Origin of the sequence: Fibrobacter sp. UWR4 (assembly GCF_003149045.1) — a bacterium.
Lineage (GTDB): Bacteria > Fibrobacterota > Fibrobacteria > Fibrobacterales > Fibrobacteraceae > Fibrobacter.
This window is the reverse complement of record NZ_QGDU01000019.1, coordinates 39,545-64,382: the sequence shown is the minus strand read 5'-3', so window position 1 is coordinate 64,382 and position 24,838 is coordinate 39,545. Positions and strand designations below refer to the sequence as shown.

Here is a 24,838-nt window from a genome sequence, read left to right as displayed (position 1 = left end):
ACTCTCTGCCATGTGTCGCTGGAACGTGCAATCGCATTTCCGCAGGACCTCTGAGGGGGATCGGCCCCTCGGCAGTATGCGTAGAGCATGGGATTTCAGGAATCCCATAGAAAAATTCATGAAAAAGAATATGGCTACCGGCGATAGTGCCGGAATCGTCCTTATTGACGAGACTTTGCTCAAGAGCAAGGTTTACACCATCCGTGGCGTAAAGGTTTTGCTCGATGCAGATCTGGCGAAAATTTACGGGTATAGTACTAAACGGTTCAATGAGCAGGTAAAAGCGAATATTGAACGATTTGATGATGATTTTCGCTTTCAGTTGACGAAAGAGGAGGTGAGTGCTTTGAACTTGAGGTCGGAAAAACCGACCTCAAGTTTGATAACGTATATTGTCTTTCGCAAATTCCTCTAAGGGGGTAAAAAAAAAGGATGTTCCAATTTTTAGATTTGAAATAACCACAAATCAACCTAAAAAGGAGCATCCTATGGATAGCAATATAATTAAAATTGAATATACCGGAGCAAAGTACACCGTGAAACCGGAGTAATGGAAACCGACATACCGGTCAAACGGAAACCGAGGTTCCGGAGATAAGGAAACCTGTCTAATTTTAGCATGCACAATACCGTGCGAAAAAAATAGACAGGAGGTCGAATGACCAAATACCGCGAAATCCTCAGGTTGCGAAACCTGGGGTTAAGCCAAAACGACATCGCGACAAGTTGTCAGGTGTCCAAAAAGACCGTCAACAGGATCTTGAAACTTGCCAAGGAGCACAATTTGATTTGGCCCTTGGAAGAAAGCCTTACCGACAAGGAAATCGGACATTCAACGGAAGCGACGGCACGGGAGTGCCGGGCCGCCCACAAAAAAAGACCCGCGCGGGGGGCCCTTGTATCGCGGAGATTTTTCGCAGAGGTTACTTGGAGTTCTTTCCGGCGAGTTTCGCCTCAAGAGCTGCGATTTTGCGTGCCTGTTCGGCGATCTCGGCATTCTTCTCGGAAATCTCGGCATCCTTCTCGGCGATGATTTTCTCGTTGCGCTCGCGTTCTTTTTCAGCAGCGGCTTCTGCGGCAAGCTGGATTTCCTGTTCCCATGTCATATAGCGCTCCTGTGTCTTTTCGTCTGAACGGTACCACTCCACCTTGGTGTGGATTTTCCTTGTCTCCGAGGATTCGGCGGCGTTTGTAGCAAAATACTTCAGGTACGGTTTAAGCGGGTGCGTATCCGGAAGTTTCTCGTACTGGTTAAATATATAGAAATTTTTGAAGGTGCGGTCGTTCAAGGCGAGTTTTTTGTTTTCTGTCGCATAGTTCTGGAAACTATAAATAGGCAGGCCTTCCTTGAAAATGTCTTCCGGGCAAATGAAGAGCACGTACTGGTCCTTAAGGCTGCTGTACATGCTTCCCTTGCGCAACTCGTGGGTGTCATGAATAGACTGGTAGTAACGAGCGCGCTTCGGGAGTTCCTTGGTGTCCTCCATCTGCATCTCCAGATCGAAGGAGCGCTTGACTTCGCCGTCCTTGCCGGTTTCCTGGGCGTAAACGTCGTAGCGCACGCTTTTGCTGAAGATGCCGACCTGGTCCGTCTTTTCCTGCTCGGGGTCCTTCAGGTCGTAAATCTTGATGCCAAGCGCCGCCTCGATGAAGGGCTTTGCGATTTCCTTGTGGCTCATGACCAGCGGGAACATGAAACGGTTGGTGATGGTGATTTTAGAGAAGTCGATGACTTTAGTTTCGTTATCAGCGCCTACGGCGGTTTCGTTTTCGTTCATACGTGTTGCTGGGTGTTGCGCACACCTTTGCGAGGTGGCTAAATCGCCGCCTGCTATATACACGCTTTTTTGCCGTAGAATGCTCCCTGGATTTTGAAAAAAGATTGTAAAAATTTTTCGCCCTTAAATCGCGGGAGCGATCGTGACCCCAGCGAGAGTCGTGACAAGTACGCACTTGTGCGTAGCTTGGCATGACCGAGCGCAGGCAGATGTGGCGAAGCCTCATCTGACCCCTTGGGGCGCAGACTTTTGCTGCATTTGCGGAATTTTGGACTGGTTCCTTGGGGCTTACAAGGAAATCCATGCGAGAAGTGTATGGGTTGAACCCATCTGAAGCACAATAACCCTAAAACAGGTGGCTCCGTCAGACCGGACTAGTGGCTCTCATTTCTCCGGACTGGCGGCTCCGCCGCTCCGGAATAATCAAATAGCTCAAAATGTGGCTGTGACAATTTTTAGCGACCAGAAGTCTGCAGGCGGTATATTCCATGACTGTTATATCGTTTTGGATTACAAAACGAGTCACGAAAAAATGTTCCATTGCGGCGCTTCTTCAAAAGATGCCGGCAAGAGAGTGACTTCGATAAATAGTATCGAACATCCAGAAGTTTATCACGGATTGATTGAGGAAGTGTTGGGTGATTTAGTTTAGTTTGAGGTGCAAAAATTGCACTTCAAGTTGAATTCCGAAGTGACCATGGGGTATGTCAATTATGTTCAAGGTGAAAAAAATCCACCTTGAAATTTGTGGTCAAATTTTTTGACCGCAAATATAAATGTGTTGAGATGACCTTATCCCTATGCCTTTACGGAACAAGGCGTATGTGTGTGCATGAGTGGTATCAAAAGGCAATTTAGCGACCAAGCGAATATCTTGGAATTTCTAAGGTCAAAATTTTTGACCTTAGACAACGCTGAAAAAATCTGGTCATAAAGTGTGACGGGTTCAAAATTTCATGGTGAAGATTTTGAATTGGATTTTAATAATATAGCGGAATTCAGTGAGATTGAAAATTGGGTTTTAGTGTTTTTGCAACTTGAGGTCAAAAACTGGAGGAATCCTTTAAGAATTCTGCGTTAGGGATTAAATTTTATTATGCGAGAGTCTTGTCAATTTCATAAAACCGGTGTATATTTGTGCAGTCTAACCAAGGTGAATCCGTTTTTTTTGTTCATGCCTGTAAAACGGAAAGGAAAATTACTATGCAACAAATGCAGAATAATATCTATATTAGCCAAGAGCAAACGGGAGTTTTTATGACTGACGAACTGACTTTGGCTTCTCTGAATCCGGCTCAAATGCTGGTAGTTGAGTCCTTCGCTAGCGTTACTAGTGAAGAAGAGTTGGCTGCGTTGACAAAACTTCTTAAAAATTTTTATGCAGAACGTCTTGAACAAGAGCTTGATAAGCGTTGGGAAGACGGATCTTTCGGCCAGGAAAAACTGGAACAGCTGAAATCAGAACATCTTCGTACTCCTTATCGGGGGTAGTCATGCGAAAGATTGTTATTGATACGAATGCCATGCTGCAGATGCTTGGTAGTAAGTCTCCCTACCATTTTTTGTGGAAGAAATTTCTGAACGAAGAATATGTACTTTGCGTTTCACCAGAAATCCTATTGGAATATGAAGAAATCTTTCGTCAGAAGGCTGCAGACATTGTTGCAACAATGTTTATGAGAACTGTTCAGTTTTCTTCTAATGTTGTTCGAAAAGATCCGTTCTTCAGGTTGCGGCTAATAAAGAAGGACCCTGACGACAATAAGTTTGTGGACTGCGCCTTTGCGTGTCAAGCTGATTACATTGTTTCTGACGATTCACATTTTAGAGAACTTAAAGATGTAAGCTTTCCTAAAATAAATCTGAAAACACTGGAAGCGTTTGCTCGGGACTTTGACGTTGATTGAGTTTAGTTTGAGGTGCAAAAATTGCGCCTCAAGTATTCGTTCTTCTTATCGAGGTCAAAATTTTGGACCTTGAACCATGCTGGAGAAATCTGGTCATAAAGTGTGGCCAGTTCAAAATTTCATGGTCGGAAAAAACGACCTTGAAATAACCTCTTATTTGAGAATATTACTGCTAAAATATTAGTAATATCATTGAAATTTTTTTAATAATTGCTTATATTTTAGTAGTATGAAAGCAAAATTTGATATTGGAGATTTTGTAGATTCTTTGACGATTCCTGCGGCAACCGAGGCTCTTGTGGCGCGAATGAGGGCTCGTAGGCAGTCTATGAATATTACCCAGAAGGATTTGTCTGCTCGTTCGGGGGTTAGTTACGCCTCTGTTCGTCGTTTTGAACTATTGGGCGAAATTTCTTTGCAGTCTTTGCTAAAAATCGCGATGGCTTTAGATTGTCTAGAAGATTTCAATATGCTTTTTAGGTTGCCTGCTATTACCAATTTGAAGGACTTGTGATGGAACTGGCTGTTGTAAAAAAGCTGACTATAAAATACAACGGGAGGGTTGTTGGCTATTTGGCAGACTTGTCTGGTGAAATTGCTTTTCAGTACGACGAAGAATGGCTGAAAGACGGCTTTCCCTTATCTCCATTTTCTCTTCCGTTGACGAACAAGGTGTTTGTTAATCATAAGAAAACGTTTAATGGCCTTTACGGGGTGTTTGCGGATTCCCTGCCTGATGGCTGGGGCGAACTTTTATTTCGCAGGATGCTTGCCCGGCAGGGTATTAATGCAGATCGCGTTTCTCCACTGACTCGGCTTGCTTTGGTCAATGATTATGGTATGGGTGGATTGCTGTATGAACCTAGTTTTTCTGAAATGTCAACCCCAGAGCGTTTTGACCTTGAAATGCTTGCTGCTGAAGCCGATAAGATTTGGAATGATGAAATGGAAAATGTGAATCTAGACGAAGTCTATCGCCTGGGTGGTTCAAGTGGTGGTGCCAGGCCAAAGGCTCATATCAAGGTGGGCGAAGATTGCTGGATTGTGAAATTTCCATGTTCACACGATTCTAAGAATGCCGGAAAAAAGGAATTTGAGGCCAATAAGTTGGCTCGAGATGCAGGCATAAATGTGAATGAGTTCAAACTTTTTCCGTCAAAAAAATATGAGGGATTCTTTGGTGCGAAACGTTTTGACCGGGATGGTACGAATAGAATTCACATGATTTCTTTGTCATCCATGCTTGAAACCTCCCATCGAATTCCGAATTTAGATTACAGCCATTTGTTTCAGGTTGTACAAAAAATATGCATGGATCAATCTGATATGTATGAGGTATTTCGTAGAATGGCCTTTAATGTTTTCTACGGAAATAAGGATGACCATGGGAAGAATTTTGCGTTCCTTTATGACGAGTCTGCTCATTCCTACAAATTGTCTCCTGCTTATGATATAACGAAGACAGTTGATAAGGCGGAACATGAAATGACTGTGAACGGAAATGGGAATCCTTCAGAAGACGATATGCTTGCGGTTGCCGATCGTTGTGGATTGCAAAAGGCTGCCTGTGTGAAAATTCTGGAATCCGTTAAGAAAGTTACACCGTATCCATAAATGTTCTTTGGATTCTGTTGAATACGATGATTCCCAGGGCCAAGAGAACTGCCGTGAAGCCAGCGCTGTAGCCTAGTGCTGCCCAGCTGAATTCGCCTACGCCAAGCCATCCGAACTTGAATGTCTCAAGGATACTGGAGAGGGGGTTGGCCTGCATCAGCATTTTAAGGCGTGGGTCGGTGATTGTGCTTAACGGATAAATCACCGGGGTGGCGTACATCCAGAGCTGTACAATAAAACTGAGCAGGAAAGTTAAATCGCGATACTTGGTGGTCAGGCTGCTAAAGAGAATGCCAAAACCTAGGGAAAGCCCTGCCAGGAGCATGATGAGTACTGGGGTTAGCAGCATGTAAAGATTGGGGTGAACCGGAGCGTCGGTAAAAATCATGTAGTAGGCGAAAACGACAAGGAACAAACCCATCTGGATGGCCAAACGAATCAAGTTGCTGGTGACGGTTGCCATGGGCACCACAAGGCGCGGAAAGTACACTTTCCCGAAAACGTTGGCGTTATCGATGAAGGTCTTGCTGGTCTGGTTCAGGCATTCCGAAAAATAGGTCCAAAGGCAGATGCCGGCCAGGTAGAACAGTGGCTGGGGCAAACCGTCAGTACTGATTTTGGCGATGCCGCCGAATACCACCATGAACATGATGGTGGTCATGATGGGCTGGATAAAGAACCACAGGGGTCCAAGAATGGTCTGCTTGTACCAGGTGACAATATCGCGCTTGACAAACATTCTGTAAAGATCGCGGTACTGCCACAGCTCTTTAAAGTCGATGCTCAAAAGGCTCGACTTGGGTCTGATTTCGGTGGTCCATTTTTCGCTATTTGCTTCGCTCATTTTTGTACCAGCCTGTACTTGTAAAATTCAGTTTTTCCGATGGTGCGTAAGGTGTCCACGGCGATGGAATCACTGTAATAATGACGTGTTAGAAAATCGCCGAGCTTGGGCTCGTTGATGACAACCACGTTTTCGTGAACAACATCCTTCATGGGATTGGTAATACCGTATTCGGCTAGGGTTTTTGTGATTTCTGGCAAATAGGGTGTCCAATAACCGAAGCTGATAATGTTTCTGTAGCTGCCAAAGGGTTCTGCCTTATAGGGGGGCATTTTATGCTGGCTAAACACCATGTAGGTGCGCATATTGGCGAGGAACATTGTGTTCGGATTGCTGTCGATATGGGCAAGGACTTGGCTATAGTCGGTGGAATCATCAACGGCTAAGGTGCGGGTCTTTCCGGTGCTTGGATCTCTTACGGAATCGCCGTTGGTAATGTAGGTGAATAGGTTTGCAAAAGCGATAACCCCAAGGATGACGATGACAATTTTTCGGTTGAAAATTTGATTTGCTTTCTCGAACTGTACGGGAGCCCACAGGGGAATGGCGAGAATGGTTGTGTAGAGCCAGAATCCTCCTTCGACACGGTAAACCAGGCGGTTTTGGGCCAGGAGCATGGTCATTAAAAGGAATATGGAACCGAGGCTAGTCCACAGGTAAGGGAATTTTTTACGATTTGTTGCAAGGATAATTAAGCCTGCAATAAACCAGCTCCAGAACATGGGCATCTTTAAACTGTGACCAAGTGCGTTTAACAGTTGCCTGGGAATATCGGCTTTCTGGTTTTTGTCTCGATATTGACCGATGACGCCTACGATGGACAGCATACTGTCCTTGGCGAAGGTCTCTGTATCGTAGAACAGCCAGCGGGTGAGCATGTCGTAATCTTTTGCGGACTGGCCCATTTCTTCTAAATCTTCGTAGACTGCATTTTGGTTGTAATTGCTACCATCCCCGAGGGCTGCTCTTGGATTTTGAATTTCCATGTAGGGCTTGTATTCCGGGGTGTTATAGAGGTTTCGGTCCCAGCTGTGGAGGCTGAAGGCGGCTGTAAACATGATTGTCAGGGTTATAATGACCGGGACCTTGTTTGTCCAGCATCGCTTAATCAGGAAAAGGAGGCCGATGCAGAAGAAGGGCATGCCCATAAGGAAGGCTTCCCAGCGCATGACGCTGCCCCAAAGGAGGAGGAAAAGGGCGTAAGCGAAAGGGAGATAGCTGATGCCGAAACATTGCTTACGCAGTGAAGGCTCTGGTACGAGAGAGCCGATGCCGAAACGAGTTCGGCATGACGTTGTTCGGCATGACGTGGTTTGGCATGATGGTTCCTGGGTGACTGCATTTGCAAAGACTAGCATGCCGGTGGCGCTGAGGAGGCTTGCGCATTGGGTAAATTGGACCACCAGGTAATAGTCGCTGGCGAACATGGCCACGAATAGGGTGGCAATCAATGTCCCCCACTGGTTTCCCATCTTTTTGATGATGATGTAGCTGATGGTGGTGAGGCTCAGAAAAACACTGAACATCTCGCCGATGTAGTACCAGCCTATAGTCGGGAACAGTTTGTACAGCGGAATCAGGGCATAGCCATACAGTGCGTTGACGAAAAGCAGGTGGGGGTTGTAGTCGGTGCCGTGGGCTCCAGTCAAGACTGCTGCCATAAAGTAGTCGTCGATGGCGCCGAACTTAAGGTCGCCAAAGATCAGGCAGAGTGCCAGAAAGAAGATGTTGATTGTGAACGCTGTTAATAAACAGCTGATGCCGAAACAAGTTCGGCATGACGTGGGGCGGCATGACTTGAGAAAGCCTCTCAGCTTCATACACGTTCCCTAATGACGTATTGTGGGCTTTGGTTAATGCTAATGTAGATGCGGCCCACGTACTCGCCGATAAGGCCCAGCAATAGCATGATCATGCCGCCTACAAATAGGAGCGTTGCCAGAAGGCTTGTGTAGCCAACGGGAATTTCGGGGCGCATGAATTTTTCATACACCACGAATCCGCCTGAGACAAGGCCTACGATTGCACAAAGGATGCCGATGAAGGTGGCGGCACGTAAGGGTTTTACGGAGAATGCGGTAAAGCCGTTAATCCACAGGCGCAGTAGGCCTGTGATGGTGTAGCCGGATGTTCCTTCCAAGCGGTTGCGGTGCTCCACTTCTACGTTGCCAAGGTTCTTGGTGGCGCGGAAGACAAGGCCGCTAATGTAGGCGAAGGGGTGGGGGTAACGCACGATTTCTTCAACGATGAACTTTCTCATGATGAAGAAACTGGTGGTCTGCAAAGTTTTGGGTTGTCCAATAACTGCTTCAGCCATTTTCTTGTTGGTCCAGCTACCGAATCTACGGAATAGATGTTCCTTCTTGTGTTCGTAATAGCCGTACACCACATCGAAGCCTTCTTCCAGCTTGTCGACTAGCTTGTAGGTATCGCTGGCGGGGGTCTGGCCATCGTCATCCAGGCTAACGACGTAATCGCCGGTGGCCTGTGCGTAGCCTGCCATTAATGCGCAGTGCTGGCCGAAATTCTTGGCCAGGCAAATTCCCTTGATTTTGGGGTCTGCGGCGGCGAGGTCTTTGATGACGTTCCAGACACCATCGGGACTGCTGTCATTCACCAGGATAATTTCGTAATCGAATGGGGTGCGCGATGCGACGGTTTCGCGGATTTCGTTCACCACGGTTTCAATGGTTCCCTGGCTACGATAGCAGGGAATCACAAAAGAAATCTTTTTAGCGGTATTTTGCTCGCTCATAGAGTGGAATGTAGTAAAATCCTAAAGAAAACACCTCGCCGGATTGCTCCGGCGAGGCGATTTATTAGATGGCGTTTTTCAGGATGATTCCGCCGTTTAAATAACGATGGATGATGGAGTTGATCAGCGTCTGGTAGGGGATTCCTGCCTCTGCTGCTTTAGCTTTCATACCGTCGATATCTTCTTGTTGCATGTGGATGGTGACGTTGCGGGCGTTAGAAAGTTTTTCTTTCAATCGCGCAGTCTCTTTTTCGTCCACATGGAAATCTCCGTTTTCAAAAGCTTCCATCAAAGCCTTTTCTTCATCGTCAAAGGGCTTGTCTATAACTTTATATTTCTTCATAAAATTTCCTTTTGATGCTTTCTGGATTTAAATGCTGTTTTTAGGAATACGCCAGAATCTGTTTCAACAAACGGAACGCAGTGTGTATAGCCGTTCATTTCGATAAGGAACATTTTTTGTCCTTTGTGGTCTTTTTGGTTGTCCACCGGACAGACCTTGAACTCTCCTGACTTGAGTTTTTCCATAATTTCATTAAACGAAATGCCTCTTTCTTCCCAAAGCTTTTTAGCTTTCTCGGCGTTCCATTCAATAGTTGGGTTTATATGCATAATATACATATCTCCGAAGTGGATGTCAATAGGTAATACACCATGCGATTTGCATAGTGCGTGAGTAATTCAGGTGGCCGTCGCCACCGAATCGAAAACGAATATGTGGGATGATTTTGCAAAATTACTGGCAGGGGCCTACCCTGGCGTTACTTGGAAGCAGAGCTTCACTCGATCAGGTGATGTTCCTGACAGCTATCCAGCTGGTTTGCAAAAAGGGTTTATGTTCCCGGCCGTGTAACTTGCAACCTCCGCCACCGGGCTTTTCTTAATGCGATTTAAATATATTAAATTACCCCTGTATGAAGCGTTTACTTTACCCATTGATTGCTAGTGCGTTGATTACGATTGCGCCGTTCTTGATTACCTTCGAGAACGGGCAGGATATTGTGCGCGGTTTGTTTGGGTATAGTGAACTTGCGCTATTGCTTATTTTTGTATGGGTCAGAACGTCACTGGATGCTTCGACTTCGCTCAGCATGACGAAAAAGGTTCTACGCATTGTGGCATTGGTCCTCATTATCGCGGTGATGCTGGTGGTTGCCTTTATGGATTTGAGCAATTTGCTGGCAATTAAGGGTTGGGATATGGAATGGCGAGCTGTTGTGCCCATTGCTACTTGCGGCCTGGCTGTTGCCATGATGTGGAAGATTCCTGCGTTTAGTTTCCCCACCATCAACCTGATCATGTTTGTATCACTGGTTTTCCATTTGGCTGCGTATAATTATTATCCTGCTCAGCCGGTGGCTCAATTTCCGGTGGTGGAGTACTTGGCTCGTACGGCGCCAAAGTCTGTGGAACGGAAGGTGCTGCCGGAGGAATTTAAGGCGAAGTACGAGGTGGTGGATACCGCCATTGTAACGCCTGGATTTTTGGATACCACTCGCAGTAATGTTTTGGTGCTGGTGGAAAGTTGGGGCATTCCTCTTGATCATCAGGCTTTTGAATCGGAATTGTCTTTGCTGAGGGCGGCCAACGCCCCCATGAAGGTTGGGGTGCATAGCCGTATGTATAGCCGTACCCGCACGGCGGAACGTGAGGATCTTGTTTACTCTCTAGCTCGTGATTCCGTGACTCGTCGTAGGGATACCACGTTTACTCCAAATGTGCTGTCTGGTCTCGGTTACGAAACCTACTTCTTCTTTGCTGGGGATAGTACGGTGCAGTGGCGTCACAAGTATATTCGCAACATCGGTTTTGAGAATGTGCATTGGGGGCTGGACAGTGACGCGGATGCGGTGCGGATAATGGATTCTGTTTTGACTGCAGCTGCCGCCGGTGGGGACAGTGCGCAGGGTCGGAAGGTTTTTGTAGCCTGGACCACGTCGGAATCCAAGTTCCCGCTGAAGGGGGAGGATCCTTACCGCATTTCCATGAAGGATCTGGAAGAATTGTATCCGGCTGCCATCGAGAAGACTTTGAAGCGTGTGGCGGACTTGGCCCGCAAACATCCGGATGTGCGTTTTATTGTGCAGGGGGACCACGAACCGATCTTGTCGCCCTTACCTTTCCAGGAACGTTTTTACAAACGCTGGACTCCTTATGTTGTTCTAAATTGAGGCGTGGATGTCAAAGAAAAAGTTGTTGCTTTTAGGTGGCGGTCACGCTGAAATTCCCCTGATTCAGGCGGCACAGGAACTTGGTTATTTTGTAATCACCACAGGGAACGCCCGCGAAGGGCTGGGTCATCCGTATGCGGACAAGAATGTGTTCGCTGATTTTAGCGATAAGGATGCGATGCTTGCTCTTGCCCGAGAAGAAGGGGTGAGTGCGGTGTGTTCCGGCTGTAATGATTTTGCCTTGCTGAGTACGGTTTATGTGTGTGAAAAGTTGGGCTTGCCTGGTCATGATAGTTTAGAGACTAGCTTGCAGATTCATCACAAGGACAAGTACCGCGCTTTGGCGGAACGTCTGGGAATTCCGACACCTCGCTCCCGCCGTGTGTCCGTCTCTCATGCCGAGTCCGCCCCACGTCATGCTGAGGAATCTCAGCATCAGTTTTTATCTCTTGACGAGGCTTGTGCGGGTCTTACGTTCCCGCTGATTGTAAAGCCTGTGGACCTTACGGGCGGTAAGGGGATTCATCGTGTGAATAACCTGGACGAAGCCCAGGCCGCTTACGAAGATGCGGTTGCGCGAACTCGCGAGGACCACATTGTGGTGGAAGAATTTGTAGTGGGTTCCAATCATGGTTTCAGCTGTTTTTTGAAAGATGGCAAGGTGGCTTTTTACTTCGCGGATAATGAACAGTATTATTTGAATAAATACATGGTCAGCGGGGCGAATACGCCAAGTAGTACAAGCCAGAAAGGTCTGAATCTACTGGTGGAATACAGCGAACGTATTGCAGCCGATTTGCATCTGGTGGATGGTATTCTCCATATCCAGTATATTGAGCAGGACGATGGCATTCCCGTGATTATCGAGATTTGCCGCAGGCCTCCCGGAGACTTGTACATCAAATTCGTGAAGTACGCTACGGGCGTGGATTACCCTAAGATGTTGATCGCTGCGGAATGCGGGCTGGATGTTTCCTGGATTCTTCGCTGCGCTCAGAATGACGACTCAGGAAAGGCTCAGAATGACGACTCAGGAAAGGCTCAGAATGACGTGAAGCCTTTCTTGCGTCACTGTGTTATGGCGAACCATACTGGGATTGTGGATGGTGTTGACTTTGCTCCTGAGATTCAGAAAAATATGGTGGAAAAGTTCCTGTGGTATAAGGAGGGGGATGTTGTCTCCGATTTCTTCTATTACAAGGCGGGCATTGTGTTCTTGCAGTTTGAATCCGTACAGGAAATGAGGTCAAAAACCGCAAATATGAACAATTTGATTCGCATTAGGATGAAATAAGTTTATATTGGCTTGTATGATTAAGCCTTACAACATTGCGTTTATTGGTGGTGGCGTGAATTCTGCCATTGGAGAGGTTCACAAGGCCGCCAGCCAGATGGATGGCCGTTTTAAACTTGTGGCCGGCGTGTTCAGCACTCACGAAAGCGTCAATCGCGAAACCGCGGAAGCCTGGGGTGTTGACCCGGCTCGCACTTATGGGAATTACAAGGAATTGCTTGCTGCTGAAAAGGGCAAGCTGGACGCTGTTGTTGTATTGGCCCCCACCGACTATCACGAAGAAATAGTGGTAGCTGCTTTGCGTGCTGGTTTTCCGGTGATTTGCGAAAAGTCTCTTGCTACCAGCGTGGCGGAAGGTAAGTCCATTGCAGATACGGTAGCTGAAACTAAAGGGTTTTTCTGTACCACCTATAACTATACCGGCTATCCTATGGTCCGCGAATTGAAGCAGTGGATCGAAGATGGCAAGTTGGGGAAGATTCAGCAGGTCCAGGTGGAAATGCCTCAGGAAGGTTTCTTGAGATTGGGGAATAACGGTGCTCCCCCGAAACCGCAGGCCTGGCGCTTGAAGGATACGGTCATCCCGAAGATTTCTCTGGATTTGGGAAGTCACTTGCACAATATGGTTTATTTCCTGACGGGAGAACGCCCCACTCGTATTATTGCGGATGAAGCAACCTATGGCTTGTTCCCGCAGATTGTAGACAACGTGGGAGCCTTGGTTCGTTACACCAATGACGTTCGTGCTCAGATTTGGTTCAGCAAGACTGCTCTGGGAAACCGCAATGGCTTGCGTATTCGTGTGTATGGTAGCGAAGGAAGTGCCGAATGGTTCCAGCTGGAACCGGAAACACTGAAGGTTTGTGACCTGCAGGGCCGAGTCACTTTAAGCGACCGAACAGGCGATGTGAAAATCGCAAACTTGCCGAGATACAACCGCTTTAAGGCGGGGCATCCGGCTGGTTTTATTGAAGCCTTTGCAAACTATTATCGTGATATTGCGGACTGTCTGGAACAGTACCTGGCAACGGGGTCCTTTACCAGCAAGTACGTGTGCGGTATCAAGACTTCCCTGGAGGGCTTGGCCATGATGGAAGCTGCGGCAACTTCTGCAAAATCCCAGAAGTGGGAAAATATTTAGTTTGGAAGGCGCCTATTAAACGCCAAAGAACTCAAAAATTTTATCGCACACATCTTCTCTCTCTTCTTCAGAGAGTCCGTAGAACAGTGGCAGGCGGAAAAGTCTGTCGCTTTCTTTTGTGGTGTACTTGTCTTCACCGCTGAATCGGCCATAGCGGAGGCCTGCGGGGGAACTGTGCAAAGGCACGTAATGGAATACGGCCAGAATGCCGTTATCCACCAGATGCTTTAAGATGGCGGTACGGGTCTTGTTGTCCGCCACCTTCAGATAGAACATGTGGGCGTTATGTACGCAATGTTCGGGAATGGTCGCCAGTTCGATAAGGCCTTTGTCGGCGAGAGGCTGCAGGCGGACTTTGTAGTCGTTCCAGCTGGCCATACGGTTGTCGTAGATGATGTCGGCGCTTTCCAGCTGGGCGTAAAGATAGGCTGCGTTCAATTCGCTAGGGAGATAGCTAGAGCCCAGATTTACCCAGGTGTACTTGTCTACTTCGCCTCGATGGAACTGGCAGCGGTTGGTGCCCTTTTCGCGGATGATTTCTGCAGGATCAGCGTACTTAGGATCCTTGATCAGGAGCGCGCCTCCTTCGCCCATGCTGTAGTTTTTTGTCTCGTGATAGCTGTAGCAACCGAAATCCCCAAGGGTCCCCAGGGCCTTGCCTTTGTAGGTGGCCATCATCCCTTGGGCGGCGTCTTCTACAACCAGCAGGTTGTGGCGTTGGGCGATTTCATTGATCTTGTCCATTTCGCAAGCGACGCCAGCATAATGAACGGGAACGATTGCCTTTGTTTTGTCCGTAATGGCAGCTTCCACCAGGTTTTCGTCCATATTCATGGTGTCGGGACGGATGTCCACGAATACGCACTTGGCGCCACGGGCTACGAATGCGTCGGCGGTAGAGACGAAGGTGAAGGACGGCATGATGACTTCGTCGCCGGGCTGGATGCCGCAAAGATGTGCCGCCATTTCCAGAGCGTGAGTGCAGCTGGTGGTAAGCAAGGCCTTGGCGGTCTTGGTGTGTTCCTTCAGCCAAATATGGCACTGCTGATTGAACGGGCCGTCGCCGCAAATACGACCGCTCTTTACCGCCTGTTCGACGTAATCAAGTTCAGTGCCCAGAAAGGGGGCTCTATTGAAAGGAATACGGATGTTTGCCATAGGATGACCGCCCGACTTGCTGGTTACTTTATACGGAGTCTAGCGTATTCGTACAGACCGAGGGACAGGGCTACGGATGCGTTGTAGGAGTGTGCTTCGGGCATCATGGGGATGCGGAGAATGGCGTCGCACTGCTTCTTGATGAAGGGCGGGAGGCCCACGTCTTCGCCACCGACGGCGATAACAGCCTGGTCGCTGAACTTGAAGTCCGCCAGATTGGTTTCGGTATCTGCATCCAGACCGAGAATCTGGTATCCGGCCATTTTCAGTTCGCCTACAGCGGCTTCCAGATTGTTGGGGCGGCAGATACGCATCTTTTCCAGGGCGCCGGCAGAGGTACGTGCCACGCTGGGAGTAATGCCGCACATTCCCTTGGCGGGAAGCAGCAGGATGTCCACGCCCAGGGCCAGAGAGCTACGGATGCAAGCGCCCAGGTTGCGGGGGTCTTCAATATTGGTTGCAACTGCGATAAGCTTACGTTCGCCCTTGTCTACAGCCTGGAAGAATTCCTCGCGGACATCTTCCCAGATCAGCAGTTCCTTTTCGTTCATGAGGGCCACCACACCGTGGTTAGGCGTGGCGTAGCTGTTCAGGATCTTGGAGTCTACCTGCTGGACATGTACGTGGGCACGCTTGGCCAGCTTCTGCAGTTCATAGAGCTTGGGGTTTCCGGACTGGTGCATGAACAGCACGCGGTGAACCTGCATGGGGCTCTTGGTAAGAAGTTCGGTCACTTCCTTGATGCCGCCTACGGCTACCTGCGGGGCGGCGTCGGCGTCACCCACTGCGGGGACCACGCCATCCTGAAGAGCGCGGGAAACGTCCTGAGGCTTCTGTTCAAAGCGGGGCTTGGGACGGAAGGAACCTGTGGAGTTCTGCGGGCGGAAACCTTCGCGGTTTTCAGAGCCTTCACGATTCTGGGGACGGAATTCGTTGTCTTCACGGACGCGGAACTTCGGCTGCGGTCTGCGACCAAATCCTCTATTGTTGTCAAAAGCCATACTGTGTGTACCTCTTTTTAAATTTCTTTTTTAAGCCGACCCTGAAACGAGTTCAGGGTGACGTTAGTCCTTGGCGCGGCAGACGATGATCTGGTTCATCTTGATGTCCGTTTCCTTCTGCTCCAGAGGATCCTTTTCCATCTGGAAAGGCGTTGCAATACCTGCCTTGTAGGCTTCAGGATACTTTGCCAGAAAGCGGTCGTAGTACCCCTTGCCGTGTCCCTTGCGTTCGCCGGTGAAGTTGAACTTGGTGCCGGGGACCAGAAATACCTTGAAGTCTCCGGTGTAAGGTTCCAGGCCTTCACGGGGTTCCATGATGTTGAACTTTCCCTTGACCAAATCTTTTTTCAAATTCTGTATATGGTAAAATTCCATGGTGGTTTCGCCGGTGACTTTCGGCAGCAGCAGACGGCCTTCCTGGCACAGCTGTTCCACAATGGGCATTATGTTGGGTTCGCCTACCAGCGGATAGAATGCCGCAATTTTGCGGGCTTCCTTGTAGCCAGGTATGGCGTGAATTTCTTCCCAGGGATTGTTGATGAGTTCGTCCCCTTCGCGTTTTTTATGACGCGGGTCAAAAAAAGATCGTGATCCAACGACCAACAGGAAGAGAGCGGCTAGTATTACAAATTCCATAGGCGAATGCCTGCGTTTTATTGCAGGCGGTTAAAAGTTTAGTCAGGATCTCCAACGCGTTTTGCCGTGGGGAGATTTTCCCTCAGAATTTCATTCCAGATTTCTCGCTGCCAGTTCTGCAGCTTGGCTTCTTCATAGCGGGTTTCCCAGGGCATGTTGCCAGGGGCAGCGAGCCAGATGAGCTGAGCCTTGTTGGCAAGAAGTGCAACTTCCACGCCCAGTTGTGCGGCCTTGTCGTCTCGCCACTGCTTGAGGACGGACAGCAGGTCGGAATTGGGAACTACAGGCGGGGGAGGTGCCTTGGGCAGACGTTCCGGCCAGTCGCTTTCGGGAACTGCAAATGCAGTCTGCAGCATATTCACGAAGGAATCCAGACGTTCGTCCTTGAAATTGCGGGGCAGTTTCGGCAGGTGGTCCAGCTTGACTTCCGGCATAATCTGAACGGCGTGGCGCACGATGGCCAGCATCAGTTCGGAAGGCATGACCTTATAGGGCGGGCGGTCCAGTTCTTCGGCCTGCTTTTCGCGCCACTCCCACAGATATTTTAGGATATTGAGTCCGCAGGGGCTGAAAACGTTACTGCCGGGAATACGCCAGGGGTCCTTCTTGGGAGGGGCCGGGTTCTTGGCGTGCTCAATCAGGGCGTTGCACTGTTCGGTAAGCCAGTTCATGCGACCGGCGGCCTGGAGCTTTTCCACCAGGATGGCGCACAGTTCGTGAAGGTAGAAGGTGTCGTGAATGGCATATTCGCACATTTCCAGAGGCAGGGGACGGATCGTCCAATCCGCGCGCTGGTTTTCCTTCTTCAACTCGTCGCCGAAATATTCACGGACCAAGTCGGCAAGGCCCAGGTGCTGTTCACCCAGGATCTTTGCTGCCAGCATGGTATCGAAAATGTACTTGGGGGCGAAACCGTAGGTCTGCCAAAGCAAGCGAAGGTCGTAATCCGCACCATGGAAAATCAAGGTCTGCATGGCGCGGGCCTTGAACAAGGGCTGCAAATCCAGTCCACACAGGGGGTCCACGATGTAGTGGTGCTCTCCAATGGTAATCTGGATCAGGCAAAGGCGAGCCGTATAATGGTACATGGAGTCGGCTTCGGTATCCACCGCGGCCATATCGAAATTCTTCAGGTCCAACAGCAGGTTGGCTAGTGTCTCCTCGCTATCCACCAGAATGTACTTTTCGTCTTGCATCATTGTGGGGTAAAGATAATAACTAAAGAGCCTCGGAGTGTTTCCCCGAGGCCCTTGTGGTGTGGTTTTTTGGTATGTCTTAAATGTAGGTTCCCAGGCGTTCGTAATCAATACGGGCATTGCAATTTGCTTTGCAATTTTTGCAAAGGCAGTTTTTAGGGCTAGGGTGTTATTTTTGCCAATACAGGCTATCTTATTATTGGTGAATTATGTAGAATTAGGATTAGCATATGCTGAATATTGACGAAATTGGTGATTACAGAGACCTTCTAAAGAATTATTACGCCCAGCGCAAGCTGGAGTTGCCTCTGTATTCCTACAAGATGATGGGGCAAAAACTGGGGCTCGAAACCAGCCAGATGTTCCGCGTTTTGAACAAGGAACTCCATCTGCCAAATCGCAGTATTCCCCTGGTAAAGGATTTGCTGGATCTGAAGGGCCGCAGCGGTGAACTGTTCGAAATTCTGGTGGCCGCCTCCAAGACCAAATCCCAGGCTAAAAAAGACAAACTTTACAAGATGGCCCTGTCCCTGAAGGACGTTAAAATGCGCCAGCTCAATACCAACGAGCTGCTGTTTTTGGGCAAGTGGTGGATTCCCGTGGTTCGCACCCTTATCGAAATGAACAACGGCTCTGCGGTGGTTTCCCAGCTGGTCAAGCAAATCCAGCCGGCGGTTTCCAAGGAACAGGTGGAAGAAGCCATCCGTGTGCTTAAGGAACTGAAGTTGATTACACCCCTGGCTTCCGAACGTTATGCTGTGGGGCAGGCGAACTTTACCAGTTCGGGTACTACAAAAGTAACGGCAATTCGCAGCTATCAGAACCAGCTGCTGGCCTTAGCCCAGAATGCTTTAGCTACTATTGAACCTGAACAACGTAATATTTCCTCTTTGATGGTTGGTGTGGATGAGGAGTGCTTTAACGACCTGAAGGAAATGACTCTGGAGTTTCGACGTCAGGTCCAGAAGCGCGTGGAAGAGGTGCAGAAACCGACAAAGGTGATGCAGTTCTTGTTTTCTTTATTCCCGGTGGCTGAAACCGCCAGTGATGAAAAGAAAACGGTGGGAAAAAAGTGAGGTGTGGAATGTTTTTTAAACATTTAAAGCTTTTGAGCGGCGTGGCATGGGTGTCGTCCACAGCTCTGTTGGCTGCTGGACTATCTGCCTGTTCCGAAACGGAAACGGCAGGCGTCAGCACCGTGGAAACGGAAAATGCCTATATCATCCAGGTGGTGGACGAAGGTGGCTCTCCTGTGGTAAACGCTTCCGCAGTTTTGCGTGTGGCTGGCTACTTGCCCGATCTTGGCGCTCTTGAAAAATCGGTTGGCCAGAAGGTGAAGCTTGTTGCCCAGGAACTTACCTCGGATTCCGCAGGTTTTATCCATATTGACGAACTGTTTGAAGACTCCCTGACGCTGGAAGTTATGGATGGCAATCGCGGCGCCTTTGTGGAACTCGTTGCGTCCAATATCCAGAAGGGCGATTCTGCGGAGCTGACTCTCAATCGTCTGGGCGTCATGGCGGGAAAGGTGAATCTGCCCGAAGGTGAGGAATTCGCCTGGGTTCGAATTTACGGTACGGATCGTGTGGTAAAAACGGATAAGGATGGCAATTACGAAATCGAGGGCCTGGCACCTGCGGATTATCGCATCCAGATGCTGGTTGCCGATTCCGTAAGCGATGACGTGGTGACTGTGAAGTCTGTCGTAGAAAAATCCTCCAGTTCTTCCGCTCCGGAATCCTCCAGCTCCGAAGAACCTGAATCCAGTTCTTCCCTTCCGGATTATTTGGACGTTCTGGATTTTGAAAACGGCCTGAAGTCCAATATCGTGTTCGCGGGGGAACTTAGCGAACTTTACCTGAAACCTACGGATACGACCGTGGTCATGAATCCCGTAGAAGACAGCGCTGCCCTGGCGATTGTGGATGCAGGCGCTGGCCGTGAAGGTAAGGCCTACCACTGGACTACTTCTGGAAAAACTGGACATTGGTCCTTTATGGGCCTGTGGATGTGTTCCAGTACGAAACCTTGTGATTTCAGCGGCCTCGATTCTGTGGAATACTATGTCCGTGGTACAGGTTCCTATTCCTTCAATCTGGAAACCATCGTGAGTGGTTCCTCCGGCAAGGCGGTCTTCCTGGATACCCTTAACGGTTCCGATGAATGGGAACGTGTGGTGGTGAAGCCTTCCGACTTTATGGTGGGGGACAGTACCTACGGTAACGTGGGTTGGGATGGCGTCCGCAAGCAGGTGACAAATATTGCGGTTCCCGCCTATTTCGATACCGAAATCTGGATTGACGACATTAAGTTCTATGGTGTGAACGAAGACGATTTGTAATCATTTCCCCTAGATTTTCCCCTTTATAAGCAAACGTTTTGTACAACGTTTGCTTATATTTATTTACGGAATGAAGAGATTGTTGTGTTTTGTGGCCTTTTTGGCCTTTTATGTCGTTTCTGCCTTTGCAGCGGAGGAATCCCAGGTTGTTCGCGTGGGATGGTTTGATGGTCCGTATAATGTCAAGAACAGGGAGCGCCGATCCGGCTACGGATATGAATTCCAGCAGAAGATTGCGGCCTATACAGGCTGGACCTATGAGTATGTGGAAGATTCCTGGCCCAACTTGTTCAATATGCTTCTGGATGGCGAAATCGATCTTCTTGCGGATGTGTCCTATACGGAAGACCGCGTGGACAAGATTCTTTACTCCGCCTTGCCTATGGGGGAGGAAGAGTACCATGCTTTTGTGCGTGAAGGCCGCTTGCTTTCCTCTCCGGACAAGTTCCTTTCCTCTCCGGGACGAAAGTTCGCCGTAAATAAGGGCAGTGTTCAGAAAAGCATTCTGGAAAACTGGGCGTCGAAAAATAATTTGGAAATCAAGATTCAGGAATCCATCGTTAGCGAAAGCCTCAATGCGGAATTGCTGAATCATGGTGCCTTTGATGTCTTTGTGGGAATGGAATCCTTGGGGCGCCTGTACAAAATTGTTCCCATAAAGAAGATTGGTTTTTCCAAGACTTACTTTGCCGTGAACAAGAAACGCCCGGATTTGTTGTTCAGCCTTGATTCCGCAATGGATATTATTTCGGCAGAAAATCGTTACTACCTGCAACAACTTTATGAGCGGTATTTTAGTAACGCGAATTCCATGACATTCCTGAGCGATTCCGAAAAGAAATGGCTCGAAAAACACGAGCGGATTAGAGTGGGCTATAAGGAAAATTTCTTGCCCTATTCCGCTACGGATCCCAAGACCGGCCGTGCGAATGGTGTCCTGGGCGATTTCCTTACGAATGTGAGAGATTGTTTCCGTGATGCAAATGTATGGTTCGAAACGGTTCCGTATTCGGATATCGGAGAAGCTGTCAATGACCTGAAGCAGGGGAAGCTTGATTGTGTATTCCCCTTGACCATGAGCTTGTATGAAATTGAGAAACAGAATCTGTTGATTTCCAACAAAATCCTTGACGCAGAAATGTTTGCGGTGCTCCGTCAAGCGGATTACGACAAGTTCACGATCAAGGATTCCGTAAGGGTTGCTTTCAACCAGGGGAATATCAGCTATGGTGAACTTCTGAAGGATCGTTTCCCTCATTGGAAGGTCGTGCCGTTTAATAATGTGGATGAATGCCTAAAGGCAGTTCGGGATAAACGTGCGGATGTTTTCCTGATCAATAGTCATCGAATGAGTCGGCACTATAGAACCTTCCTGAATCATGGTTTGTCTGCTGTCGCTACCGGCGTGAGCATGGATGTTGCCTTTGTGATGAATCGAGAGAATTCGCCTCTTCTTTCCATTATTAACAAGGCGAAAAGTTTTGTTTCCGATGCGTCCATTGAATCTTATGTGTTTGCAAATTCCATGACGGATTCAAAAGTTTCCTTTGCAAATATTTTGCAGGATCACGCCTTCTTATCTATAGGAATTTTGCTCCTGGTTATTGTGGTGGCTGTCGTTCTCCTGCTGAAAAGCGTCAAGATGGAACGGGCCGCAGTCGCCGCACAAAAGGCAAAGTCTGATTTCTTGTCTAGAATGTCTCATGATATCCGCACGCCCATGAACATTATTGTGGGAATGACGGAAATCGCACAACGCAGGGGGCAGACACCCGGCAAGATTCTTGATTGTCTGGAAAAGATCAGCGTGGAATCCGTCCACCTGCAAAAATTGATTAACGATGTCCTGGATATTTCCGCAATTGAGGCTGGCAAGTTGCAGGTCCGCCCTGAAGAGGAAAACCTTTACACCCTTCTGGATTCCATTGACCTTTCCGTAAGGGGGCTTTTGGATACAAAACCGGTGGACTATTCCTTCGAGAAGGGACAAATCCTGTATCCCTATGTGAAGGTGGATGGACTTCGTCTGAGCCAGATTCTTGGAAACCTTCTTTCCAATGCGATTAAGTATACCCCTGTCGGTGGCCGAGTAAATTTCTTTGTATGGCAGGAAAAACTTTCTGAGGGAAAGGTGAGCCTGAATACACGCGTAAGCGATACTGGTATCGGCATGAGTGAAGAATTGATGAAGGTCATGTATACCGAATTCTCGCGGGGAATTGACACCCGTGTGAATAAGATTCAGGGGACAGGTCTTGGTCTTGCAATTGTAAAGCAGTTGGTGGACCAGATGAAGGGAAAAATTGAAGTTGAAAGCCGCTTGAATGCGGGGACGACCTTTATTGTTTCTATCCCTGTGGAAATTGTCAATGGAGCGGCGGAAACTGACGAAACCGAGGAACCTCTGGACGTAAAGACTGTCGAAAATTTGAGGGTTCTTGTTGCTGAAGACAATGACTTGAATTACGAAATCGCCGATGAGCTTCTTGCTGATTTTGGTATGATTGTTGAACGTGCTGAAAATGGCGTGGAGGCTGTGGATAAGTTTTCAAGAATGCCGGAAGGATACTATCAGTTTATTCTGATGGATATGCAGATGCCGAGGATGGATGGCCTTGAAGCTACCCGCAGAATCCGTAAGTTGGGGCGTGCTGATGCGAAGACCGTGCCTATCGTGGCGATGACCGCTAATGCCTTTGCAGAGGATGCACAGGCTTGTCTTGACGCTGGCATGAATGATCATTTGGCCAAGCCGATGGATGTTCGTGCTGTACTTGAAACCATGGTGCGTTTGACAAAGAAACGTTAGGGTCTAAATTTGTATTTAGAATAAACGTAAAAAAGGCAGGCTCTTTCGAGTCTGCCTTTTTCTATACGTCATTCTGACGCAAGTTAGAATCTGCTGATGCCGACTTTCGTCGGCATGACGTATGGTTATTAGCGAACAACCTTGCGGTCGTCTGCGGTCATTTTGAGGAAGTCGGCGACGGTCATAGAGCCCTTATCACCTTCCTTTCTCTTGTTGATAGAGACAAGTCCTTCGTTCATTTCCTTCTCGCCAACGATGATCTTGTACGGGATCTTCTGGAGTTCGCACTGACGGAACTTGTAGCCAAGCTTTTCGTTGGATTCGTCGATGTCGCAGCGGACGCCGGCGTTCACCAGTTCGCGTTCCACCTTGTGGGCGTATTCAGCGAACTTTTCGGAAATGGGGAGGACGCGTGCCTGGACCGGAGCGAGCCACAGCGGGAAATCGCCCATGAATTCTTCAATAAGAATACCGAGGAATCGTTCGATGGAACCCACGGCTGCGCGGTGCAGCATAACGGGGATGTGCTTCTGGTTGTCCTTACCCACATATTCAGCACCAAGGCGCTGGGGCAGGTTGAAGTCCACCTGGATGGTACCGCACTGCCAATCACGGCCGAGGGAATCCTTCAGGGTGAATTCAAGCTTCGGGCCGTAGAAGGCGCCTTCGCCCGGGTTCAAGATGTAGTCGAGGCCAGCAAGCTTTGTAGCTTCTTCGAGAGCGGCTTCAGCCTTGTCCCAAAGTTCGTCAGAACCCACGCGGCGTTCCGGACGGGTAGAGAACTTCACCACGATGGAATCGAAACCGAAGTCGTGATAGATTTCCTTCACGAGAGCGCAGAAGTCAGCCACTTCGGAAGCGATCTGTTCTTCGGTACAGAAGATGTGAGCGTCATCCTGAACGAAGCCGCGGACACGCATCAAACCGTGCATGGTACCGGCAGGTTCGTAACGGTGGCACTTACCGAATTCAGCAAGACGCATGGGGAGATCACGCCAGCTACGGAGGCCGGTGTTGAAGATCTGAATGTGGCAGGGACAGTTCATGGGCTTCACTGCCATTTCAACGTCGCCAGCCATGGTCTTGAACATGTTTTCGTTGTACTTGTCGGCGTGGCCGGACTTGATCCACAAAGTCTTGTTCACGATTTCCGGAGTAATCACTTCCAGGTAACCGCGACGGTCGATCTTACCACGGATGTAGTCCTTGAGGGCGTTCACCATCTTGGTGCCGTTGGGGTGCCAGAACACCATGCCAGGAGAATGGTCTTCGATGTGGTACAGATCCATTTCCTTACCGATGCGGCGGTGATCGCGCTTTTCAGCTTCTTCAAGGAACTTCAAATAAGTTTCCAGACCTTCCTTGTCGGCAAAGCAGGTGCCGTACACGCGGGTCAGCTGGTCGCTGTTCTGGTCGCCGTGCCAGTATGCACCTGCGAGGGAGAGCAACTTGAAGGACTTCAGCTTGCCAGTGCTGGGAACGTGAGGACCTGCACAGAGGTCTTCCCAGTTCTTGCCCGGTTCGCCGTTTGCATAGAAACTCAGGGTGCCGTCGGCGCCTTCGCGAGCCAGAGCGCGTTCGGCGTTGTCGGTCTTGTACTTGTCGCCAGCGGTGCGCTTTAGGCCTTCTTCACCGGAAACAACCACGCGAGTGAAGGGGCGGTCTTCCTTGATGATTTCCTTCATGCGCTTTTCGATCTTTTCGAAATCGGACTGCTGAAGCGGGGTCGGTGTCATCAAATCGTAGTAGAAACCCTTTTCGACTGCGGGCCCGTAAGCCAGCTTGGTGCCCGGGAAGAGGTCGCAGATAGCTTCTGCCATCACGTGGCTGCAGGAGTGGCGGAGCAGCATCAAGCAATCCGGATCGTCATTGTTCGGAGTGATGATCTTGAAAGCGCCGTCTTCGGTCAGGGGGCGGGAGAGGTCCAGGACCTTGTCGCCCAGCTTTACGCCGAGAGCCTTGCGTGCGAGTCCTTCAGAAATGCTCTTTGCTACTTCGAGGCCGGTGGTGCCAGATTCAACGGTACGTACGCTGCCATCGGGCATGGTGAGGTTGATTTGAGACATGATAATTTCCTTTTTTGGGCAGTTCTTGCCCGGTTCCCTAGAAATACGACATCTAGCGGTGAGGCCAAACATAGAATTTGGAGAGCGTCGTGGCAAATGAGTTTACTCATTTGACATGGCCGAGCCG

Annotated in this window: 23 protein-coding genes; 12 read left to right on the top strand and 11 right to left on the bottom strand. The window is 49.0% G+C overall.

The genetic code is table 11. The features are described 5' to 3' along the window. Window positions 1–118 precede the first annotated feature (118 nt). Window positions 119–415 carry an ORF6N domain-containing protein gene (locus tag BGX12_RS09325; protein ID WP_109735801.1) on the top strand — a complete coding sequence of 99 codons (297 nt, stop codon included), beginning with the start codon at window positions 119–121 and terminating at the stop codon, window positions 413–415. Window positions 416–923: 508 nt separating this feature from the next. Here the strand turns inward: BGX12_RS09325 and BGX12_RS09315 are convergent. Continuing rightward, entirely contained in the window at window positions 924–1,778 is an 855-nt protein-coding gene (locus tag BGX12_RS09315; protein WP_109735800.1) for a PD-(D/E)XK nuclease family transposase, read from the bottom strand. A 439-nt stretch (window positions 1,779–2,217) separates the two neighbouring features. Here BGX12_RS09315 and BGX12_RS15335 point away from each other — a divergent pair, with 439 nt between their 5' ends. The 5 genes from BGX12_RS15335 to BGX12_RS09295 all read left to right on the top strand — a co-directional run bounded on the left by BGX12_RS15335 (window position 2,218) and on the right by BGX12_RS09295 (window position 5,299). Further along, on the top strand, window positions 2,218–2,430 hold the full coding sequence (locus BGX12_RS15335) for a hypothetical protein (RefSeq protein WP_111361649.1): 213 nt from the start codon (window positions 2,218–2,220) through the stop codon (window positions 2,428–2,430). A 551-nt stretch (window positions 2,431–2,981) separates the two neighbouring features. After that, complete coding sequence (locus tag BGX12_RS09310) at window positions 2,982–3,269, top strand: hypothetical protein (protein WP_109735799.1); 288 nt, start codon at window positions 2,982–2,984, stop codon at window positions 3,267–3,269. 2 nt (window positions 3,270–3,271) lie between these two features. Continuing rightward, window positions 3,272–3,685: a putative toxin-antitoxin system toxin component, PIN family gene (locus BGX12_RS09305; RefSeq protein WP_109735798.1), complete on the top strand. Its 414-nt coding sequence runs from the start codon at window positions 3,272–3,274 to the stop codon at window positions 3,683–3,685. A 229-nt stretch (window positions 3,686–3,914) separates the two neighbouring features. Then, window positions 3,915–4,199, top strand: a complete 285-nt coding sequence (locus BGX12_RS09300) for a helix-turn-helix domain-containing protein (protein WP_109735797.1) — start codon at window positions 3,915–3,917, stop codon at window positions 4,197–4,199. After that, window positions 4,199–5,299, top strand: a complete 1,101-nt coding sequence (locus BGX12_RS09295) for a type II toxin-antitoxin system HipA family toxin (RefSeq protein WP_109735796.1) — start codon at window positions 4,199–4,201, stop codon at window positions 5,297–5,299. The genes BGX12_RS09300 and BGX12_RS09295 overlap by 1 nt, the downstream gene beginning before the upstream one ends. On the opposite strand, the gene BGX12_RS09290 is transcribed toward BGX12_RS09295, so the two are convergent. The 5 genes from BGX12_RS09290 to BGX12_RS09270 form a co-directional block, all read right to left on the bottom strand. After that, window positions 5,283–6,143: an ABC transporter permease gene (locus BGX12_RS09290; protein WP_109735795.1), complete on the bottom strand. Its 861-nt coding sequence runs from the start codon at window positions 6,141–6,143 to the stop codon at window positions 5,283–5,285. The genes BGX12_RS09295 and BGX12_RS09290 overlap by 17 nt on opposite strands. Continuing rightward, complete coding sequence (locus BGX12_RS09285; protein WP_109735794.1) at window positions 6,140–7,963, bottom strand: hypothetical protein; 1,824 nt, start codon at window positions 7,961–7,963, stop codon at window positions 6,140–6,142. The genes BGX12_RS09290 and BGX12_RS09285 overlap by 4 nt, the downstream gene beginning before the upstream one ends. Further along, window positions 7,960–8,898 (bottom strand): glycosyltransferase family 2 protein, encoded by a 939-nt coding sequence (locus BGX12_RS09280; RefSeq protein WP_109735793.1) that lies wholly within the window; start codon window positions 8,896–8,898, stop codon window positions 7,960–7,962. The genes BGX12_RS09285 and BGX12_RS09280 overlap by 4 nt, the downstream gene beginning before the upstream one ends. Before the next feature lie 64 nt (window positions 8,899–8,962). Beyond that, the gene (locus BGX12_RS09275; RefSeq protein ID WP_109735792.1) at window positions 8,963–9,241 is read right to left on the bottom strand and encodes a hypothetical protein; all 279 of its coding nucleotides are present in this window, start codon (window positions 9,239–9,241) and stop codon (window positions 8,963–8,965) included. Next, window positions 9,238–9,519 (bottom strand): toxin, encoded by a 282-nt coding sequence (locus BGX12_RS09270; protein WP_109735791.1) that lies wholly within the window; start codon window positions 9,517–9,519, stop codon window positions 9,238–9,240. Before BGX12_RS09270 ends, BGX12_RS09275 begins: the two co-directional genes overlap by 4 nt. Window positions 9,520–9,812: 293 nt before the next feature. On the opposite strand from BGX12_RS09270, the gene BGX12_RS09265 reads away from it, so the two are divergent. The 3 genes from BGX12_RS09265 to BGX12_RS09255 are packed head-to-tail and all read left to right on the top strand — an operon-like array spanning window position 9,813 to window position 13,504. Beyond that, window positions 9,813–11,069, top strand: coding sequence for a hypothetical protein (locus BGX12_RS09265; protein WP_109735790.1), 1,257 nt, complete (start codon window positions 9,813–9,815; stop codon window positions 11,067–11,069). A gap of 7 nt (window positions 11,070–11,076) precedes the next feature. After that, window positions 11,077–12,363, top strand: coding sequence for an acetyl-CoA carboxylase biotin carboxylase subunit family protein (locus BGX12_RS09260; protein ID WP_109735789.1), 1,287 nt, complete (start codon window positions 11,077–11,079; stop codon window positions 12,361–12,363). A 16-nt stretch (window positions 12,364–12,379) separates the two neighbouring features. Continuing rightward, entirely contained in the window at window positions 12,380–13,504 is a 1,125-nt protein-coding gene (locus BGX12_RS09255) for a Gfo/Idh/MocA family protein (RefSeq protein ID WP_109735788.1), read from the top strand. Between the two features lie 15 nt (window positions 13,505–13,519). Here BGX12_RS09255 and rffA read toward each other — a convergent pair whose 3' ends face one another. From rffA to BGX12_RS09235, 4 genes are all read right to left on the bottom strand, one after another. Beyond that, complete coding sequence (gene rffA / locus BGX12_RS09250) at window positions 13,520–14,662, bottom strand: dTDP-4-amino-4,6-dideoxygalactose transaminase (protein WP_109735787.1); 1,143 nt, start codon at window positions 14,660–14,662, stop codon at window positions 13,520–13,522. A 23-nt stretch (window positions 14,663–14,685) separates the two neighbouring features. Beyond that, window positions 14,686–15,663: an RNA methyltransferase gene (locus BGX12_RS09245; protein WP_233246340.1), complete on the bottom strand. Its 978-nt coding sequence runs from the start codon at window positions 15,661–15,663 to the stop codon at window positions 14,686–14,688. 63 nt (window positions 15,664–15,726) lie between these two features. Next, entirely contained in the window at window positions 15,727–16,299 is a 573-nt protein-coding gene (locus BGX12_RS09240; RefSeq protein ID WP_109735786.1) for a 5-formyltetrahydrofolate cyclo-ligase, read from the bottom strand. Window positions 16,300–16,337: 38 nt separating this feature from the next. Next, on the bottom strand, window positions 16,338–17,498 hold the full coding sequence (locus BGX12_RS09235) for an HRDC domain-containing protein (RefSeq protein WP_109735785.1): 1,161 nt from the start codon (window positions 17,496–17,498) through the stop codon (window positions 16,338–16,340). 227 nt (window positions 17,499–17,725) lie between these two features. Between BGX12_RS09235 and BGX12_RS09230 the strand changes: the two genes are divergently transcribed. The 3 genes from BGX12_RS09230 (at window position 17,726) to BGX12_RS09220 (ending at window position 22,645) form a co-directional block, all read left to right on the top strand. Next, window positions 17,726–18,571 (top strand): DUF4423 domain-containing protein, encoded by an 846-nt coding sequence (locus tag BGX12_RS09230; protein ID WP_109735784.1) that lies wholly within the window; start codon window positions 17,726–17,728, stop codon window positions 18,569–18,571. A gap of 8 nt (window positions 18,572–18,579) precedes the next feature. Beyond that, window positions 18,580–19,836: a hypothetical protein gene (locus BGX12_RS09225; RefSeq protein WP_109735783.1), complete on the top strand. Its 1,257-nt coding sequence runs from the start codon at window positions 18,580–18,582 to the stop codon at window positions 19,834–19,836. Between the two features lie 70 nt (window positions 19,837–19,906). Further along, a complete protein-coding gene (locus BGX12_RS09220; protein ID WP_109735782.1) occupies window positions 19,907–22,645 on the top strand; it encodes a transporter substrate-binding domain-containing protein in 2,739 nt (912 codons plus the stop codon). Between the two features lie 128 nt (window positions 22,646–22,773). On the opposite strand, the gene thrS is transcribed toward BGX12_RS09220, so the two are convergent. Then, on the bottom strand, window positions 22,774–24,711 hold the full coding sequence (gene thrS / locus BGX12_RS09215; protein ID WP_109735781.1) for a threonine--tRNA ligase: 1,938 nt from the start codon (window positions 24,709–24,711) through the stop codon (window positions 22,774–22,776). Between the last annotated feature and the right edge of the window lie 127 nt (window positions 24,712–24,838).

Coding starts and splice junctions, on each gene's coding strand:
- BGX12_RS09325 (WP_109735801.1), top strand. CDS start 119: ATGAAAAAGAATATGGCTACCGGCGATAGTGCCGGAATCGTCCTTATT.
- BGX12_RS09315 (WP_109735800.1), bottom strand. CDS start 1,778: ATGAACGAAAACGAAACCGCCGTAGGCGCTGATAACGAAACTAAAGTC.
- BGX12_RS09310 (WP_109735799.1), top strand. CDS start 2,982: ATGCAACAAATGCAGAATAATATCTATATTAGCCAAGAGCAAACGGGA.
- BGX12_RS09305 (WP_109735798.1), top strand. CDS start 3,272: ATGCGAAAGATTGTTATTGATACGAATGCCATGCTGCAGATGCTTGGT.
- BGX12_RS09300 (WP_109735797.1), top strand. CDS start 3,915: ATGAAAGCAAAATTTGATATTGGAGATTTTGTAGATTCTTTGACGATT.
- BGX12_RS09295 (WP_109735796.1), top strand. CDS start 4,199: ATGGAACTGGCTGTTGTAAAAAAGCTGACTATAAAATACAACGGGAGG.
- BGX12_RS09290 (WP_109735795.1), bottom strand. CDS start 6,143: ATGAGCGAAGCAAATAGCGAAAAATGGACCACCGAAATCAGACCCAAG.
- BGX12_RS09285 (WP_109735794.1), bottom strand. CDS start 7,963: ATGAAGCTGAGAGGCTTTCTCAAGTCATGCCGCCCCACGTCATGCCGA.
- BGX12_RS09280 (WP_109735793.1), bottom strand. CDS start 8,898: ATGAGCGAGCAAAATACCGCTAAAAAGATTTCTTTTGTGATTCCCTGC.
- BGX12_RS09275 (WP_109735792.1), bottom strand. CDS start 9,241: ATGAAGAAATATAAAGTTATAGACAAGCCCTTTGACGATGAAGAAAAG.
- BGX12_RS09270 (WP_109735791.1), bottom strand. CDS start 9,519: ATGTATATTATGCATATAAACCCAACTATTGAATGGAACGCCGAGAAA.
- BGX12_RS09265 (WP_109735790.1), top strand. CDS start 9,813: ATGAAGCGTTTACTTTACCCATTGATTGCTAGTGCGTTGATTACGATT.
- BGX12_RS09260 (WP_109735789.1), top strand. CDS start 11,077: ATGTCAAAGAAAAAGTTGTTGCTTTTAGGTGGCGGTCACGCTGAAATT.
- BGX12_RS09255 (WP_109735788.1), top strand. CDS start 12,380: ATGATTAAGCCTTACAACATTGCGTTTATTGGTGGTGGCGTGAATTCT.
- rffA (WP_109735787.1), bottom strand. CDS start 14,662: ATGGCAAACATCCGTATTCCTTTCAATAGAGCCCCCTTTCTGGGCACT.
- BGX12_RS09245 (WP_233246340.1), bottom strand. CDS start 15,663: ATGGCTTTTGACAACAATAGAGGATTTGGTCGCAGACCGCAGCCGAAG.
- BGX12_RS09240 (WP_109735786.1), bottom strand. CDS start 16,299: ATGGAATTTGTAATACTAGCCGCTCTCTTCCTGTTGGTCGTTGGATCA.
- BGX12_RS09235 (WP_109735785.1), bottom strand. CDS start 17,498: ATGATGCAAGACGAAAAGTACATTCTGGTGGATAGCGAGGAGACACTA.
- BGX12_RS09230 (WP_109735784.1), top strand. CDS start 17,726: ATGCTGAATATTGACGAAATTGGTGATTACAGAGACCTTCTAAAGAAT.
- BGX12_RS09225 (WP_109735783.1), top strand. CDS start 18,580: ATGTTTTTTAAACATTTAAAGCTTTTGAGCGGCGTGGCATGGGTGTCG.
- BGX12_RS09220 (WP_109735782.1), top strand. CDS start 19,907: ATGAAGAGATTGTTGTGTTTTGTGGCCTTTTTGGCCTTTTATGTCGTT.
- thrS (WP_109735781.1), bottom strand. CDS start 24,711: ATGTCTCAAATCAACCTCACCATGCCCGATGGCAGCGTACGTACCGTT.